16 protein-coding genes are annotated in these 17,072 nt (G+C 52.8%); 7 read left to right on the plus strand and 9 right to left on the minus strand.

Annotated elements, in window-relative coordinates; translation table 11 throughout:
- Nucleotides 1-93 precede the first annotated feature (93 nt).
- Complete coding sequence (locus FIV00_RS17040) at nt 94-1,311, minus strand: deoxyguanosinetriphosphate triphosphohydrolase (protein WP_152504305.1); 1,218 nt, start codon at nt 1,309-1,311, stop codon at nt 94-96.
- A gap of 156 nt (nt 1,312-1,467) precedes the next feature.
- Between FIV00_RS17040 and FIV00_RS17045 the strand changes: the two genes are divergently transcribed.
- The 3 genes from FIV00_RS17045 to FIV00_RS17055 all read left to right on the plus strand — a co-directional run bounded on the left by FIV00_RS17045 (nt 1,468) and on the right by FIV00_RS17055 (nt 3,171).
- On the plus strand, nt 1,468-1,809 hold the full coding sequence (locus tag FIV00_RS17045; RefSeq protein WP_152501868.1) for an iron-sulfur cluster assembly accessory protein: 342 nt from the start codon (nt 1,468-1,470) through the stop codon (nt 1,807-1,809).
- A 63-nt stretch (nt 1,810-1,872) separates the two neighbouring features.
- On the plus strand, nt 1,873-2,655 hold the full coding sequence (xth, locus tag FIV00_RS17050) for an exodeoxyribonuclease III (RefSeq protein ID WP_152501869.1): 783 nt from the start codon (nt 1,873-1,875) through the stop codon (nt 2,653-2,655).
- Between the two features lie 324 nt (nt 2,656-2,979).
- Nucleotides 2,980-3,171 carry a hypothetical protein gene (locus tag FIV00_RS17055; protein ID WP_152501870.1) on the plus strand — a complete coding sequence of 64 codons (192 nt, stop codon included), beginning with the start codon at nt 2,980-2,982 and terminating at the stop codon, nt 3,169-3,171.
- On the opposite strand, the gene FIV00_RS17060 is transcribed toward FIV00_RS17055, so the two are convergent.
- On the minus strand, nt 3,165-4,004 hold the full coding sequence (locus FIV00_RS17060; protein WP_209006590.1) for a tetratricopeptide repeat protein: 840 nt from the start codon (nt 4,002-4,004) through the stop codon (nt 3,165-3,167). The genes FIV00_RS17055 and FIV00_RS17060 overlap by 7 nt on opposite strands.
- A 608-nt stretch (nt 4,005-4,612) precedes the next feature.
- Between FIV00_RS17060 and parE the strand changes: the two genes are divergently transcribed.
- From parE to FIV00_RS17080, 4 genes are all read left to right on the plus strand, one after another.
- Nucleotides 4,613-6,661 (plus strand): DNA topoisomerase IV subunit B, encoded by a 2,049-nt coding sequence (gene parE / locus FIV00_RS17065; protein ID WP_152501872.1) that lies wholly within the window; start codon nt 4,613-4,615, stop codon nt 6,659-6,661.
- 100 nt (nt 6,662-6,761) lie between these two features.
- The gene (locus FIV00_RS17070; protein ID WP_152501873.1) at nt 6,762-7,493 is read left to right on the plus strand and encodes a sulfotransferase family 2 domain-containing protein; all 732 of its coding nucleotides are present in this window, start codon (nt 6,762-6,764) and stop codon (nt 7,491-7,493) included.
- 305 nt (nt 7,494-7,798) lie between these two features.
- Nucleotides 7,799-9,247, plus strand: a complete 1,449-nt coding sequence (locus tag FIV00_RS17075) for a DEAD/DEAH box helicase (protein ID WP_152501874.1) — start codon at nt 7,799-7,801, stop codon at nt 9,245-9,247.
- Nucleotides 9,248-9,368: 121 nt separating this feature from the next.
- Nucleotides 9,369-10,427 (plus strand): GGDEF domain-containing protein, encoded by a 1,059-nt coding sequence (locus tag FIV00_RS17080; RefSeq protein WP_152501875.1) that lies wholly within the window; start codon nt 9,369-9,371, stop codon nt 10,425-10,427.
- A gap of 58 nt (nt 10,428-10,485) precedes the next feature.
- On the opposite strand, the gene tenA is transcribed toward FIV00_RS17080, so the two are convergent.
- The 7 genes from tenA to sufB all read right to left on the minus strand — a co-directional run bounded on the left by tenA (nt 10,486) and on the right by sufB (nt 17,001).
- Nucleotides 10,486-11,148: a thiaminase II gene (gene tenA / locus FIV00_RS17085; protein ID WP_152501876.1), complete on the minus strand. Its 663-nt coding sequence runs from the start codon at nt 11,146-11,148 to the stop codon at nt 10,486-10,488.
- Between the two features lie 41 nt (nt 11,149-11,189).
- Nucleotides 11,190-11,564 (minus strand): Fe-S cluster assembly scaffold SufA, encoded by a 375-nt coding sequence (sufA, locus tag FIV00_RS17090; RefSeq protein WP_152501877.1) that lies wholly within the window; start codon nt 11,562-11,564, stop codon nt 11,190-11,192.
- 104 nt (nt 11,565-11,668) lie between these two features.
- A complete protein-coding gene (locus FIV00_RS17095; protein ID WP_152501878.1) occupies nt 11,669-12,064 on the minus strand; it encodes an SUF system Fe-S cluster assembly protein in 396 nt (131 codons plus the stop codon).
- Nucleotides 12,065-12,078: 14 nt separating this feature from the next.
- The gene (locus tag FIV00_RS17100) at nt 12,079-13,335 is read right to left on the minus strand and encodes a cysteine desulfurase (protein ID WP_152501879.1); all 1,257 of its coding nucleotides are present in this window, start codon (nt 13,333-13,335) and stop codon (nt 12,079-12,081) included.
- A gap of 37 nt (nt 13,336-13,372) precedes the next feature.
- Complete coding sequence (gene sufD, locus FIV00_RS17105; protein ID WP_152501880.1) at nt 13,373-14,692, minus strand: Fe-S cluster assembly protein SufD; 1,320 nt, start codon at nt 14,690-14,692, stop codon at nt 13,373-13,375.
- Between the two features lie 14 nt (nt 14,693-14,706).
- Nucleotides 14,707-15,462: a Fe-S cluster assembly ATPase SufC gene (sufC, locus tag FIV00_RS17110; RefSeq protein WP_152501881.1), complete on the minus strand. Its 756-nt coding sequence runs from the start codon at nt 15,460-15,462 to the stop codon at nt 14,707-14,709.
- A gap of 66 nt (nt 15,463-15,528) precedes the next feature.
- A complete protein-coding gene (sufB, locus tag FIV00_RS17115; protein ID WP_152501882.1) occupies nt 15,529-17,001 on the minus strand; it encodes a Fe-S cluster assembly protein SufB in 1,473 nt (490 codons plus the stop codon).
- Between the last annotated feature and the right edge of the window lie 71 nt (nt 17,002-17,072).

Raw genomic sequence — 17,072 nt, forward strand, 5'->3', positions numbered from 1 at the left:
CACCGATCTGGTTTCGATTTTTGGTTTCCAAGCACTGTCGCACTGCAGAGAATTCCACGTTCGGCGTCGCTGGCTATTGGATTGCCTCAGCGCCTACCCCAAATCGGGAGTATCGTCAAACAATCTGCGATGTTCTTCAATTGCATATCGATCAGTCATTCCAGCGATGTAGTCGCAAATTCGCCGTGCAATTTCCGCATGGCTCAGATCGCTCATACCCAAGTTCCAGGGTTCAGGCATCAGCCCTGGGTCTGAATGGAATTTGCCAAACAGGTCCCGGACGACACGTGCCACGAGTTTTCGAACAGCAAGAACGTCCTCGTGCCGATAAACACGCGCAAACAGGAAGTCTTTCACTTCGCGTTCCGCCTTGGTCATGTCGGGTGAAAACCCAACCAAGCATTTGCCAGCCATGCGGATGTCCTGTGCGTTTTGGGGATCCAGCTCCGACAGATTGCGTATGGCTTCCCGAATAACGTCTTCCACCATTCTCGTTATCGAACGACGAACGATTTCATGAATGCGCCGGCTTTCTTCCAAACCCGGATATTTAACGTCAACTTCGGTAAGAATATTCGCCAGGAACGGAACGTCGCGCATATCTTCTATTGCGAAGAGCCCCGCCCTCAGACCGTCATCCAGGTCGTGTGCGTCGTAGGCAATATCGTCTGCTATTGCCGCCGCTTGCGCCTCTCCACCGGGCCAGGTATCGAGCAGAAGGTCTTGTTTTTCCGCATAGTCCCTGATCGCAAAGGGCAATACTGTGTCTTTAAACTTCCCGACCGGTTTCCCGTTCTGATCTAGCAACGGTCCGTTGTGTTTGACGAGACCTTCGAGAGTTTCCCAGGCGAGATTTAGTCCATCAAAGTCCGCATATCGCTGTTCCAGGTTTGTTACGACGCGCAAGGACTGTGCATTGTGGTCAAAACCATCAAATGGCGCCATGCATTCATGCATGACATCTTCACCTTCATGCCCGAATGGAGTGTGCCCAAGGTCATGCGACAAGGCCAGACACTCTGCCAGGTCTTCGTCCAGACGCAGGGCGCGGGCCAGTGATCGCGCGATTTGTGACACTTCGATTGTGTGCGTCAGTCTCGTGCGGAAATGATCGCCTTCATGATACACGAAAACTTGCGTTTTGTGCTTCAGACGGCGGAAGGCCGAGGAATGAATGATCCGATCCCGGTCACGTTGAAAGGGCGTTCTGGTCGGGCTTTCGGATTCGGGAAACAGACGACCGCGACTGCGAAACGGGTTTTCCGCGTAAACCGCTCGCGATTGCGCTCCAAATCCGATGTCCCCATTCATTTGTGGCCAACCTTCGCTCACTGCGTTGTCCCGTATCATCCGCCGAAGCTGCGAGATACTCACTCCATTGACGCGGGCAACTTCAAAACATACTTATCTCGATACATCAGCTTTAATGCTCTTGAACTCTTCAAGAACCCAGCGAGTCGGCAACACATGACCGAAACACTTGAAAATCGAGTAACAGTCAGCGCGCGCGCAGCCAAGCGAATTGCGTCCATTTTATCAAATGAACCTGCGGGCAGCATGCTCAGGGTCAGTGTGGAAGGCGGCGGCTGTTCGGGCCTGCAATACAAATACGACGTCGTCGGCGACAGCGAAGACGATGATTTCGTTATTGAGAACCCGGGCGCGACGGTTTTGATCGATGCGATTTCCTTGCAGTATATGAGTGGCTCGGAGATTGATTTTGTCGACGATCTGATTGGTCAGTCCTTTCAGATAAACAACCCGAATGCAGTGGCCGGCTGCGGCTGCGGCACCAGCTTTACTATCTAGAAGCTGCAAGCCACTCTATCCGGGCTGTTGCCCCGACCTATTCGAATTGGAGGCGACACAGCCATGAAAATTGCGACCTGGAATATCAATGGGGTAAAGGCGCGCATTGATACGGTCCAAGATTGGCTGAAAGAAACGAGTCCGGATATTGCCTGTTTTCAGGAAATCAAATCGGTCGACGAGAATTTTCCGCGCCAACCGTTTGAAGACCTTGGGTACAATGTAGAAACCCACGGGCAAAAAGGTTTCAACGGTGTCGCCTTGCTTTCCAAATCGCCGCTGGAAGACGTGCAGCGGGGACTGCCGGGCAACGATTCTGATGAACAAGCACGTTACATCGAGGCAAGTGTATCGACGGAAGGCGGCGCTCTTCGCTTCGGCTGTCTTTATCTTCCCAACGGCAATCCTTTGGGTACGGAAAAGTTTCCCTATAAAATAGAGTGGATGGACAGGCTTATTGCACACGCCAAAGAGCGGCTAAAGGACGAAGTCCCGTTTTTGCTGCTTGGCGACTACAACGTCATTCCAGACCCCATCGACGCAAAAAACCCGGAAGGATGGGTTGGAGACGCTCTTTACCAGCCAGAAAGCCGTCAGCGCTTCAGAACACTTTTGAACCTAGGTCTTACGGAAGCAGTCCGTTCCTGTACGGAAGCTCCTGAGACCTACACGTTCTGGGACTATCAGGCAGGAGCTTGGCAAAAGAACAATGGCATCCGCATCGACCATATTCTGATGTCAGCACAAGCGACCGATCGAATGACCGGCTGTGGTATCGACAAACACGTTCGAGGTTGGGAAAAGCCCTCAGACCATGTCCCGGTCTGGGTAGATCTTGCAGCGTGATTCTCTTTTTTCCACCATTCAGATTTCGTGTATCGGCGAACTGAACGCGCCGAAAACACGGCACCTTACGTAGGGACTTGCAGTGTTCTTACGCCGTGCTACTCTTTGAGGCCATGGGGTAACGGACAACACATATCCGTCCGCATTTCAAAAGTGTGGGCCATTCTTACCGGCAATGAGCAAATTGGCCGGGCAAGCGCGTTTGAAATCTCTCATCGCGTTCTTTGTTGTTTTTCTATTCATGTGGAGCGCACCCTCATACTCACAGTCCATTTCCTGTACCTGCAGGTACAAGGGTGAAGACTATGGCGTCGGCGAATCCATATGCCTGAAAAGCCCGGATGGCATGCGACTGGCCACCTGTCAGATGGTTCTCAACAATACGTCATGGAACTTCAGCAGCGCGCCCTGCCCGCTTTCGAAGCTTATGACACCGAAGTTGAAGGAAACGGACAAGCAGCCGACGCGGTCGCTACCGTTGTCGAACCGGAAGCACTCTTAACACCGGTTTATTGAGACGGAACCTGCTGTGAGGCCAGGATGTCCGGTCGGTTTTGTTCGATCCATCCATCAGCTAGCGAACGCGCTTGCTGGCGCACGGTTTCGGGAGAGACCGCGAAATATTGTTCGTGCATCGCGTTGATCCAGCTCGCATCGACACCAGAGGCCTGCGCGCGCGCGACTGTCATCCACATCAACCCGCGCGCCTTCTTCTTTTCGGAGTTGCCGATCTCGTAGAGTGTCTCGCCCAGGCGTGCCTGAGCTCCAACATGTCCTTTGAGGGCTGCCAGATTGTACCAACGCACGGCCATGCGGCTGTTGTTTTTCTGGTACATCCGTCCAAGCTCGTACTGAGCGGCCGCGTCACCAAAATAGGAGGCTGCGTGAGTAAAAATCTGACGTGCACGGCTTTCACTTTGTGGAACCGCACCGTCAATTCCGGTCAGATAATATGACCCAAGTGCCACAAACGCGCTGGAAACAAACGGCGCATCAGGCGCGTCCGGCCGATCATCACCATGTTCGCGAACGATCTGGCTGTAGTACTCAAACGCCTTCAGGTCGTCTTCTTTGACGCCGTCGCCCTTGGAGTACATTTCGCCAAGTTTCCACGCTGCCATAGGCTGACCGTTTTCCGCAGCGTATTGCAGAGAGCTGAGCGCTGCAGCTTTGTCACCGGAATAGTATTGACGCGCTCCAGCGCGCAAAGCTTCGCTGGGAGAAAGATCTTGCGGACCAATGGTTCTCGGGGCGGCCGGCTGTCCATCAAACGCCAGCGCCTCACCTGCCATGCCCGCAATCATCAACGCACCGAGCACAGTTCCGGTTTTTCCTAGGCGTTGAATCAATGAGCTCTTCTTTTGCATCCCATTCACACTATTATCCGCCGGACAGAATTTATTTTTCCGACGGACGGTCTTGTTTTTTATCCGCGCCATGCGCATTTGATTTCACTGTGTCCTGTCGAGCAGTACTCGCCGGACCCTGTTTTTTGATATGGCCAAAAATGGCCAATCATTTCGGCCTAAGTTGGGCCGTTTGCCGCCCAAATAAGACCATTTGCAGATTATTTGTGTCCCAATCCGCCTCACTGCCGTCAAGAAGTACAACCGGCTTGTGGACTGATAATAACGCAACGGTTGAATGGCAAACATGGCCGAACATGGGCAATGCCTTCATTCGAGCATTCCCGTCGCCACTCTCTATTCAACTGTTGCGAAATTGGCACAATTTCAGCTTACACCCCATCCCTCACGTGGAACGATAATGCGCACAGTCTGGTTGATGATGTGTTTCCAGCGTGCGAAATGCCTTGCGCAGCTGTTGAAAACGGGGGCTTTTGGCCAAATCGCCTTGCCGTTCTATGTTTGTCCTTCAAACTGGAAACCGATTCGGTGTAGGTAAAGCCCGCTAAGACCCGGACAATGAAGATCTAAAACCAATCAGGCGATATGGAATGAGTGCGAAAGACGATTTATTTGCCGGCAATGCCGCAGTTTCTACTCCTGTGGAGCAGGAAACGCCATCTCGCGCACCACAGAAACCTCGCTCCATGCCTGCGGTGGCCGCCGTTTCTGATGACTATTCTGCAGCTGACATTGAAGTTCTTGAAGGTCTGGAACCGGTTCGCCGTCGGCCAGGCATGTATATCGGCGGGACCGATGAAAAGGCACTGCATCACCTATTCGCTGAGGTGATCGACAATTCCATGGATGAAGCGGTCGCCGGGCACGCAACATGGATCGATGTAACGCTTGCGGACGACGGCTATCTGACGATCACGGACAATGGTCGTGGCATCCCCGTCGACCCTCATCCGAAATTCAAGGACAAGTCCGCGCTGGAAGTCATCATGACAACGCTGCACGCGGGCGGAAAATTCGACAGTAAGGTCTACGAAACCTCCGGCGGCCTCCATGGTGTCGGTATTTCAGTCGTCAACGCCTTGTCTGAAGAACTGGTCGTTGAAGTTGCCCGCAGCCGTAAGCTTTACCGCCAGACCTTTCGCCGTGGTAAGGCGGATGGTCCTCTGGAACTGGTGGGAGACACCCAGAACCGCCGTGGAACACAAGTACGCTTCAAACCCGACGACCAGATTTTCGGAAAAGGTGCAAAATTCCAACCGGCGCGCTTGCTCAAGATGGCGCGGTCGAAGGCCTATCTGTTCGGCGGCGTAGAGATCCGCTGGCACTGTGCGCCAAACCTCTTGTCCGACAAGGATGAAACGCCTGCAGAAGCTGTTTTCCACTTTCCAGGTGGTTTGAAGGACTTTCTCGCCGAACGGCTGACCAAAGAACGCAGGGTCGTTGATGAGGTCTTCGCCGGACGAACAGACAATGCCGGCAAACATGGTTCGGTGGAATGGGCTGTCAGCTGGTTTGCCGGCGACGGGTTCGTCAATTCCTATTGTAATACGGTACCGACACCGGAAGGCGGAACGCACGAGGCGGGCTTCCGCTATGCACTGCTTCGCGGATTAAAAGCCTACGGTGAGCTGACCAACAACAAAAAAGCGTCCATCATCACCGGCGATGACGTGCTCACGTCCGCCGGCGGAATGCTCTCCGTATTCATCCGCGAACCAGAGTTTGTCGGCCAAACCAAAGACAAGCTCGCGACCAATGAGGCAACTCGAATAGCAGAAGCGGCCGTGCGTGATGCGTTTGACCATTGGCTGACCGCATCGCCTAATCAGGCCAACAAACTGCTTGAGTGGGTTATCGATCGCGCGGAGGAGCGGCTTCGTCGCCGGCAGGAGAAAGACGTCGCGCGTAAAACCGCCGTGCGAAAACTCCGTCTTCCTGGCAAACTTGCCGACTGTTCAGCCAACCAGGCAGATGGCACCGAACTCTTTATTGTCGAGGGCGACTCGGCGGGTGGTTCTGCAAAGCAGGCGCGCAACAGATCCAACCAGGCCGTATTGCCACTGCGCGGAAAAATTCTGAACGTCGCCAACGCTGGTCGTGACAAACTCGTTGCCAATCAGCAACTGGCGGATCTTATTCAAGCACTTGGATGCGGCAGCAGATCTCAGTATCGCGAGACCGATCTTCGATACGAGAAGATCGTAATCATGACCGATGCCGATGTGGATGGCGCGCACATTGCTTCACTTTTGATTACGTTCTTTTACCGTGAAATGCCTGAACTCATTCGCGGAGGCCATCTCTATCTTGCGGTTCCGCCTCTCTACCGTCTCAGCCAAGGTGGAAAAACTCTGTATGCTCGCGACGACGGGCATAAAGATGAACTGCTGGAAACTGTATTCAAAGGCAGATCCAAGGTCGAAATTGGCCGTTTTAAAGGGCTTGGAGAAATGCTTCCGGCTCAGTTGAAGGAAACCACGATGGATCCCTCGAAACGTTCACTTCTCAAGGTGGACGTAGATGAGAGTGAAATCGGAGATACCAATGATGCCGTCGAGAGGCTAATGGGCAATAAACCAGAAGCCAGGTTTCGATTCATTCAAGACAATGCAGAATTTGCAGAGGACCTTGATATTTAGGGGCAAAAACGGATAGTTTAGAGCAGTTTTTTAGTCGGGAGTTGCTTGGAAGGTTTGGCCTTTTGACATCGAACCCGTTTTCACCTGCCGGACAAGTATAATGTTAAACCGGGTTTATTCAGTTTTCGACCGACGGCTGCGACCGCTGCGCAATCACGTTTATCTCGTATTTCCAGAGCACAATATTGCCTACGCGCGCGTAGCCGAGCCTGCTTTTCAGGCCCTTGGCGGTGTTCTCAATCATCTGGCGGGTAACAAACACTCGCTGCAGTCGATCAGACAAGATACGCATGCCAGCGAACGGAATGAGCAGCTTCTATTTCATGGCAATGTCGAGTTGCTCACAGCTCGAGAGCTAAAGAGACGGTACCCAGACACAAAAGTGATCGCCTGGGTTCAAGATCCCGCTCAACGTCTGTCCTACTGTTATGAGCGTGTCATTCTGTCTCAAAATGCCTTGCCTTCCTATTACAGCGAAAGCGGCTTTGACCAGCTTATGTCACCACAGGAATTCGTCGAACATATTTCGTCGATTTCGGACCTGGAAGCTGACAACCTGTTCCGCAGCCAATCAGCTGCATTGACACACAAGGGCACGCTGACTGCAGACATCGTCCTGCAAGTAGAGCAATTTGATCATTCGCTTGCCGCTTTCCTGTCTGAAAGCACGGTTGCGATGCGCAATATACCAAGATCGCGGTATCGTATTTCAGATTTCGTCTCCTACGGCACTTTGTGCTCGTTTGAAGACGAAGGAATTCGCCGGAAACTGCAACGGCGCTACCATGCTGACTACGATCTCTTTTATGCCGAAGAAGCAGCTTACGCCTGACATTGCTGTTTGTTTTCATTCCTTGATTTCAGCTTGCACGAGACGACCTGAAGGCAACTAAAACGCGGTCGAAAGGTTCAATCCGAGTAATTTGCATCAATCAAAGCAGCAAAAATCGCACCCACGTCCATTTCCTTTATTAACTGAGATGGCAAAACTTTAATGGAAATACTCGAGTTTCTTTGCAAATTACCTCAACGACGCATTGACACCTGAGCGCATAAATGTAGGGTGTGCGCCAATCGGCGCCTGGTCCGTCCAAGGCACTGTTTTCTAACCATCACAACATTCGGGCACACCGCTCCATGGCATTTGATACTCTCGGTTTAAGCGAGAAGGTCCTCTCTGCAGTTGATGCAGCAGGTTATAAAGAACCAACGGCAATCCAAGCGGGTGCCATACCTCAGGTTCTTGAGCGGCGTGACATTCTTGGCATTGCTCAAACGGGCACAGGTAAAACAGCCAGTTTTACTCTGCCCATGTTGACATTGCTCGAAAAGGGTCGTGCTCGCGCCCGCATGCCACGGACGCTCATTCTCGAGCCGACACGAGAACTTGCCGCTCAGGTCGAAGAGAATTTCGAAAAGTATGGAACCAATCACAAGCTCAACGTTGCGCTCCTGATTGGCGGCGTATCTTTCGCGGAGCAGGACAAGAAACTCGATCGCGGTACCGATGTCCTGATCGCGACGCCCGGTCGTCTTCTGGACCATTTCGAACGCGGCAAGCTTCTGTTGCAGGGCGTAGAGATCCTGGTGATCGATGAGGCCGACCGGATGCTCGACATGGGTTTCATTCCTGACATTGAACGGATCTGCAAACTGATCCCGTTTACGCGGCAGACACTGTTCTTTTCCGCGACCATGCCGCCCGAAATTCAACGATTGACTGAGACTTTTCTTCAGAACCCCGCGCGGATCGAAGTTGCGCCGACGTCTTCGACAGCGGAAAACGTAACGCAGCTTCTCAAGGCGTCGCCATCGAAAGACTATGAGAAGCGTGCTGCGCTTCGTGAGCTTCTAGAAGGCGCTGAAGACCTCAAGAACGCGATCGTCTTCTGCAACAGAAAACGAGACGTCTCGACACTGTTCCGCTCCCTGGAGCGTCACGAATACAATGTCGGCACATTGCATGGTGATATGGATCAGCGAACCCGAATGCTGATGCTCGACAATTTCCGAAAGGGTAACATCAAGCTCCTGGTTGCCAGCGATGTTGCTGCGCGCGGCCTCGACATCCCCGAAGTCAGCCATGTCTTCAATTATGATGTTCCCAGCAATGCGGAAGATTACGTTCACAGGATCGGACGCACAGGGCGTGCCGGTCGCTCAGGAACTGCCTATACGCTCGTGACCGGTGAAGACCAGAAGTACCTGGAAGCTATTGAGGCTTTGATCAAGATGTCGATCGACTGGACCGGTGACGCGATTGACTTCGAAGCTGTTGCAAAAGAGCGGAAAGCGCGTCGGAAAGCAGGAAAGTCCACAAAGACTGCTGCATCAAGCAACGACAACGAGGCAGATCAGCCAAAACCAGCCAACTCACGCCGCCGTTCCCAGCAAAAGAATCGTGACGGCAACGACAATCGAAATGAGGAGCAACAGGACGCCTTGAACACTTTGCCAATCTCCAACATTCCGCACAAATCTAGCGGGAAAAAGACTCGCAGCGACAAAATGGAGCCTGCGTTTGGTGCCGGTGTTCACATTCCTGCTTTCCTTCTGCGCGAACCAAGACCAAAAAAAGCGTCCTAACGTCAAGTTCGTGTGAGAATCCTCATAACCTTAACGCCTCCTTAAATCTTACATCCGAGTTTGATCCTAGAACTTGCGTCCGTGTGGGGCGGATTCGCGAGTGTGTAGTGAGAGAAGCTTGATGGCGGATGACGACGACCATAAGCGGACAATCCAGTATGGAGAATCCGCAATCAGTTACATCAAGAAGAACGTTCTGCCAGCTTACCCGAGGTCCTATGAGCTTTGGTACACCTATTCTGCTGGCTACAATCAGGGCCTGAACCGGGCTATCAACGACACGATCAAAGCGAGCGGGCGCGTAAGCACGGATGAGATGCTGACGCTATATGGCCGCTTCCTGTCCCCCACACGGCTCGGCGATCGACTTGATGAAGTTGGATCCAAAGTTTCCAGAGAAGTTGAAGAGCTTGTCGACACGCTCAAATTGAGTGCAGACGCCACGTCAGACTATGGTAGTGCGCTGGAACAGGCCGGCGAAAAGATCAAATCCATCGAAGACGCGGAAAAGCTGCAGATCTACGTGACTCACCTGGTGAAATCGACCCAGAACGCAGTTGCCACCAACAGAAAGCTGGAAAGCCAGCTGCTGGAATCTAAGAAGCACATTGAGAACCTGCAGTCCTCGTTAGAAGCGATCAGATACGAATCGCTCACAGACGAGCTGACAACCCTCAACAATCGCAAGCACTTTGAAAACTCACTTGAACGAGTGATCGAACAGTCAAAGGAAAGCAGACGCGGATTTGCTCTTCTGATGACCGATATTGACCACTTCAAGAAGTTCAATGACACCTTTGGTCACCAGACCGGAGACCAGGTCCTGCGGCTTGTTGCGTTGTCCGTCAAACAGAATATCAAGGCCCAGGATATTGCCTGTCGCTACGGCGGAGAAGAATTCGGTATCATCCTTCCCCACTCCAGTCTCGAAGAGGCATCGGAGATTGGCGAGCGGATCCGCAATGCCGTGATGTCCAAGGAACTGGTGAAACGCTCCACGGGAGAAAACCTCGGTCGTGTGACCATCTCTGTCGGAATTGCGACGTTCCGTTCTGATGACAGCGGGCACTCTATCGTTGCTCGCGCAGACGAAGCTCTCTACGCAGCCAAAAATGCCGGCCGCAATCTCGTCAAGACCGAGCTGGACCTATCTGCAGAAAGCCAGGAAAGCGTCGCCTAGTCCAATCTCGGACATACGCATGACCTTTCTGGCTCTGGTTGTTCGGTGAAACGAAACTTCAGACTTTTGCTCTCAAGCCCATCTGCCAGAAATCACTTTCCAACCGGCAGGCTTTTTCAAAAAGTGACAGTACCCTTGGATAGCGACGCTCTGTCATGACGTCGTCTGCTGTCCCATCCATCCAGCTGGAAAAGTCATTTGCGAGGCTCTGGTAAGCTTCACTTGAATATTCCTGAATCCACCGCTGGTAAGGGTTGGTATCGTTGTCACAGCCCTTCGCACTGAGTTGCCTGCCTATTTCGGCGTAACCAATGACACAGGGAGCTAGCGCGGCCTGAAGATCGAGCAAGTCTCCAGACATACCCGCATCCAAGACAAATCGCGTGTAGGCCATTGTCGGTGTGTCTTCCGGGGCCTGTTCAATTTCATCGCGGGACATGCCCCACTTGCCGCACAACTCGATGTGCAGTTCCAACTCCACATCAAGGATGGCCTTCACACCTTCCAGCGACATGCGCATGTCCGCAACTCTCGGGCTCTTGTAGATCCCTAAGGCATAGGCCCGCGCGAATTGAATCAGGAACAGATAGTCTTGAACGAGGTAGTGCTTGAAGCACTCCAGGGGGAGTTTGCCGTCACCCAATTGCTCGACAAAGTCATGCTGCGTGTAGTCAGCCCACTGCGGCGCCGCGTCGGCCTTGAGCCGTTCAAACAATTTCATTGATTTCGCTTACTTGAAAAACCGGACAAAGGTTCGTTGTCTCAGCGCGCAAAGGCACTGAGGTCGGCTTCCTGCAAAGACACAGATTCGCCGCAGCCACACGCTGAAACTTCATTCGGGTTTTTGAACACAAAACCAGACCGGAATTTGGTCACTTCGTAGTCCATTTCCGTTCCAAGCAGAAAGAGCACTGCCGAGGGGTCGACAAAAAGCTTGGCTCCTTTGTCTTCCACGACGTCGTCACCTGCACTCGCCTCTTCCACGAGGTCCATGGTGTATTCCATACCCGCGCAACCGCCCTTCTTGATGCCTACGCGCAAGCCGATGGCATCCTTGTCCGAATTCTCGACAAGGCTTTTCACTCTATCAGCTGCGTCATCGGTCAGTGAAATGACCTGAAAATTTCCGGCGGCCATATTTTCCTCATTCAGTTCCGGCGGTCCAAAACCTGATATAAGATCTCAGCTTATAAGAAAAAAGGGTCTGGCTGTAGTGGTATTTGTCACTACGCGGTGCAGCTTCAGTACCAATTCAGTGCGACTTTTGCCTCATCGGACATACGTTCTGGTGTCCAGGGAGGGTCGAAGACCATGTCGACATTGACGGGCCCGACGCCTGCAACCGCTGAAACAGCGTTTTCCACCCAGCCCGGCATTTCACCTGCAACCGGACAACCTGGTGCAGTCAAGGTCATGTCAATGTTGATGGATCTGTCATCTTCAATATCGACCTTGTAGATCAGGCCAAGTTCATAGATGTCACACGGAATCTCTGGGTCGTAGACCGATTTCAGTGCGCCAACGATGTCTGTTGTCAGTCGATCCAGTTCGTCCGATGAAATAGCACTCTTTGCGGAGACCTCGGCCTGCAGGGCTTCACCATCCGCATTGGTGTCAATTGTCGTCGCATTTTCCATCTTTGGGTCCGTCCTTACCCGAAAAAGCTCTGTGCTTTCAACAAGGCCTCATAGAGGGCATCCACTTCAGAGCGTGTATTGTAGAGGCCAAAACTTGCTCGACATGTAGACGTCACGCCGTATTTTGCCAAGAGCGGTTGCGCACAATGTGTGCCAGCTCTTACCGCAACTCCTGCACGGTCGATGATTGTCGCGACATCATGGGCATGAGCGCCCTTGATTTCAAAGGAAACGATCGCGCCCTTGTCCGGCGCTTCGCCGAAAATTCGCAACGAGTTGATTTCTTTCAGTTTCTGATGTGCATAAGACCTTAGATCAGCTTCGTGCCGAGCTATGTTCTCGCGGCCAATCCCATCCATATAGTCAAGCGCTGCGCCAAGGCCAATGGCTTGAACAATGGGTGGGGTCCCTGCCTCAAAGCGATGCGGAGGATCGTTGTATGTCACCATGTCTTCGGTGACATCGAGGATCATCTCTCCGCCTCCGTTAAATGGTCTGAGCGAATTTAACCGCTCTGATTTTCCCCAAAGCACACCAATGCCGGACGGGCCGTAAACCTTGTGTCCGGTGAAGACGTAATAATCGCAATCGAGGTCCTGCACGTCGACGGGCAAATGCACCGCGGACTGACTGCCATCGACAAGTACCTGGATCCCGCGCTCGTGCGCGATCCGGCAGATCTCCTTTATCGGTACGACAGTGCCCAGGACATTGGACATCTGTGTAATTGCGACCAGTTTTGTTTTGTCAGTTAACGTATCTGCAAACGCGTCGAGATCGAAACTGCCGTCTTCTCGCACGTAAACCCATTTCAACTTGGCGCCACTACGTTCCCTGTGAAAGTGCCATGGAACGATGTTTGAATGATGCTCCATGATCGAGAGAACGATCTCATCACCTTCACCGAAGAAATCCGGTCCCAATCCATAGGAAACGAGATTGATCGCCTCGGTTGTCGATTTGGTGAAGACGATTTCGTCAACCGACTTTGCGTTTAGAAATCGGCGAACTTTTTCGCGCGCCGCCTCATAGTTGTCGGTCGCCGTATTGGAGAGGAAATGTAGGCCACGATGGACATTTGCGTATTCTTCGGAATACGCCTTTGTCACGGCGTCTATCACCGCCTGAGGTTTTTGAGCGGATGCACCGTTGTCCAGGTAAACCAGAGGCTTGCCATAGACTTCCCGTGACAAGATCGGGAAGTCCCTGCGAATGGCGTCGACGTCGTATACAACATCGTCAATGATCGTTTCTGCGGTTGCGACCGTCATGCGCCGCTGCTCCTTATTCCACTCAGCTTAAGCGATGTCAGTGGCCGGCCAGCCAGTCACGCACCCGCTCCTCAAGCCCTTCGGTCACATCGTCTTCGCCGTATTCTTCGATAGCTTCTGAAAGGAAAGCCAAAACCAACAGGGTTCGTGCCTCGTCTTCAGGTATGCCCCGAGCTCTTAGGTAAAAGAGCAGGTCTTCGTCAATCTGTCCGCTGGTCGCACCATGTGCACAGATCACGTCATCGGCAAAAATTTCAAGCTCCGGCTTGTTTGCCATTTCTGCTTCTTCAGAAAGAAGCAGGGCCTGGGTCATCATCTCGCCGTCGGTTTTCTGGGCATGTTGGGCAACGTTGATCCTGCCCTGGTAAACACCCCGCGCACGACCATCGAGAACGGTCTTGAAGAATTCACGGCTGTTACAGTTTGGCACTGCGTGGTCAACGATCAACGTCTGGTCAGCCAGATCTTCACCACCCGCCATTGTCACGCCGTAGATCTTCGCCTCGGAGTGTTCACCGGTAAACTCGATAAACTGCTGGTTCCTCGCGAATTTTGGTCCAGCCATAAACCCGAGCGATTTGAACTCAGCCTCGCCTGCGATCGTGGCGATCGTTGTAAAGAGCCTTGCGGCATCAACCTTGCCAACAATCAGGCGGGTCGTCGCCAACGACGCTTTGTCGGCGACGTCATAGTCGAAAACGGCGTTCAATTCGCCCATTCCGGTTTCGCCAACGAACGTCTCCAACAAACGCAGCTTGGCACCTTCACCGAGCGTTATTTTGTGTCGGCTAACCTGCGCGCCTTCAGAGGTTGCAACCTGAATCAGTTCTACCGGCTTGGTGACTTCCACACCAGCTGCGAGCGAAATAACAACACCGCCTTGTACAAAGGCTGTGTTGAGAGCAATAACGCCATCATTTGCAGCGGACTTCGGAGAACGAAGCAACTGCGCGCCATTTTCTCCTTTCAACGCGGTGTTGAAGTCAGAAACGACGGCTCCTTCGCCGGTGAGCCCGTCCAGATCAGAGAGCTGAGGAGCAAACACGCCATTGATCGTTACAATCTGGTATCTGTCGAGGTCGCCGTAGCTGTTCTGATCCGCCAAAATTGCTTTGGCGGCTGTTTCATCGGCGGCAGCCGCGAGAGGTGCTGCCGATTTCAAGAAGGCTCGCAGATCCGAGTACTTATATTCCTCGACCCGGCGATGAGGCAGTCCCCTGTCACGGATCTGTTCTACCGCCGCTTCCCTGAGCGCAGACACTGCGACGGAACCTTCCAGACTGTCTTTAAAGCTCTGGTAACGGTCCAACAGGTTGCTTTCAGCCTGTGTGTGTTTGATGAGTGCCGTTGCATTCATGTCGCCCTGCTCCCTCAAGCGGCTGTATCGATGTATTCGGCGTAGCCATGCTTCTCCAGATCAAGTGCAAGATCCTTGTCACCCGTTTTGACGATCTTGCCTTTGGAAAGGACATGGACAACATCCGGCACGATATGGTCCAGCAAACGCTGATAGTGCGTTATGACAACCATTGCCCGTTCCGGTGAGCGAAGCTTGTTGACGCCGTCGGAAACGACGCGCAATGCATCGATATCGAGGCCTGAATCTGTTTCGTCCAATACACAGAGCTTTGGTTCAAGCAAAGACATCTGCAGGATTTCCGCACGCTTCTTCTCACCACCCGAAAAGCCGACATTCAAAGGGCGCTTCAACATGTCCATGGAAACATTGAGATGTGCTGCTGCTGCCTTTACGCGCTTCATGAAGTCCGGAATGGACAGAACGTCTTCTCCACGCGCCTTGCGCTGCGCATTCATCGCGGTTTTCAAGAATTCCATTGTGGCAACGCCTGGAATCTCGATTGGATACTGAAACGCCAGGAACATGCCAGCGGCGGCGCGCTCGTCCGGATCCATATCGAGCATGTTCTCACCATTGAAGAGGACTTCCCCTTCAGTGATCTCATAATCATCCTTACCGGCCAGCACGTAGGAAAGAGTGGACTTTCCGGAACCGTTCGGTCCCATGATGGCGTGAACTTCGCCGGCATTAACCGTCAGGTCGACACCCCGAAGGATTTCAGTTTCGTCTTCCGCGATGCGGGCATGCAGGTTTTTGATCTCAAGCATTGAGATGTTTCCTTGTAACTCACGGGCTCACAGCCCCAAATTCAAATTCAATTCGAAAGCGGCTCGTTAGCCCACGGATCCTTCAAGACTGATGGAGATGAGCTTTTGCGCTTCAACCGCGAATTCCATCGGCAACTGCTGGATCACGTCCTTGACGAAGCCGTTGACGATCAAGGCGACCGCCTCTTCTTCGGACAGTCCGCGCTGCAGGCAATAGAACATCTGATCGTCTGAAATCTTTGATGTTGTCGCCTCATGCTCGAACTGTGCCGACGCATTCTTGCTTTCGATATAAGGCACGGTGTGAGCACCACAGTCCTGGCCGATCAGCAGTGAATCACACTGAGTGAAGTTCCTTGCGTTCGACGCTTTGCGGTGTGCAGAGATCAGACCACGGTATGTGTTTTCCGACTTGCCGGCGGAGATCCCTTTTGAGATCACCCGACTGGAGGTGTTCTTGCCCAAATGGATCATCTTGGTGCCGCTGTCGATCTGCTGGTGTCCGTTGGATACCGCAATCGAATAGAACTCTCCGCGTGAATTCTCACCGCGAAGAATGCAAGACGGATACTTCCAGGTGATCGCAGAACCCGTTTCGACTTGTGTCCATGAGATCTTGGAGTTCTTGCCGCGGCAGTCGCCACGCTTGGTGACGAAGTTGTAGATGCCGCCCTTGCCGTCTTTGTCGCCCGGGAACCAGTTCTGAACCGTGGAGTATTTGATCTCCGCGTCGTCGAGAGCCACAAGCTCGACCACGGCTGCGTGCAGCTGATTTTCATCGCGCTGCGGGGCTGTGCACCCTTCCAGATAGGAGACGTAGGACCCTTTCTCGGCAATGATCAGGGTACGTTCGAACTGACCGGTGTTCTGCTCGTTGATGCGGAAGTAGGTCGAGAGTTCCATCGGGCAGCGAACACCTTCTGGAATGTAAACAAACGACCCGTCAGAGAACACAGCGGAATTGAGCGTCGCGTAGTAGTTGTCAGTGATCGGAACAACGGACCCGAGATACTTTTTCACCAGATCCGGATATTCGCGCACAGCCTCGGAAATGGAGCAGAAAATAACGCCAGCTTTTTTCAGCTCTTCCTTGAAGGTCGTCACAACGGACACAGAATCGAATACCGCATCAACCGCGACCCGGTTCTTTGGCTCAACACCGGCGAGAATTTCCTGCTCTGCCAGCGGAATACCGAGTTTTTCGTAGGTCGCAAGCAGCTCGGGATCGACTTCATCCAAGCTCTTCGGACCTTCCACGGACTTTGGCGCGGCCCAGTAGTAAAGATCGTCAAAGTCGATCTTCGGATAGGAAACACGCGCCCAATCCGGTTCGTCCATCTGCTGAAAACGACGCAGCGCATCCAGCCGCCAGTCGGTCATCCACTGCGGCTCGTTCTTTTTGGCCGAGAGAAATCGAACAGTCTCTTCAGAAAGGCCCTTTGCGCCCTTTTCTGACTCAATGTCCGTTACGAAGCCGTATTTATACTGGTCAACATCGATGGCTTTCACCTGTTCGATGGTTTCCTGTACAGCTGGCATACTGTGCCTCCATTTAGCAGACCCTGTGTCTGCTCATTGCAGTTTTCCCTGCAATTCAGGACAGGATCCCT

Source organism: Labrenzia sp. THAF82, assembly GCF_009363435.1.
Taxonomy (GTDB): Bacteria; Pseudomonadota; Alphaproteobacteria; order Rhizobiales; family Stappiaceae; genus Roseibium; species Roseibium porphyridii.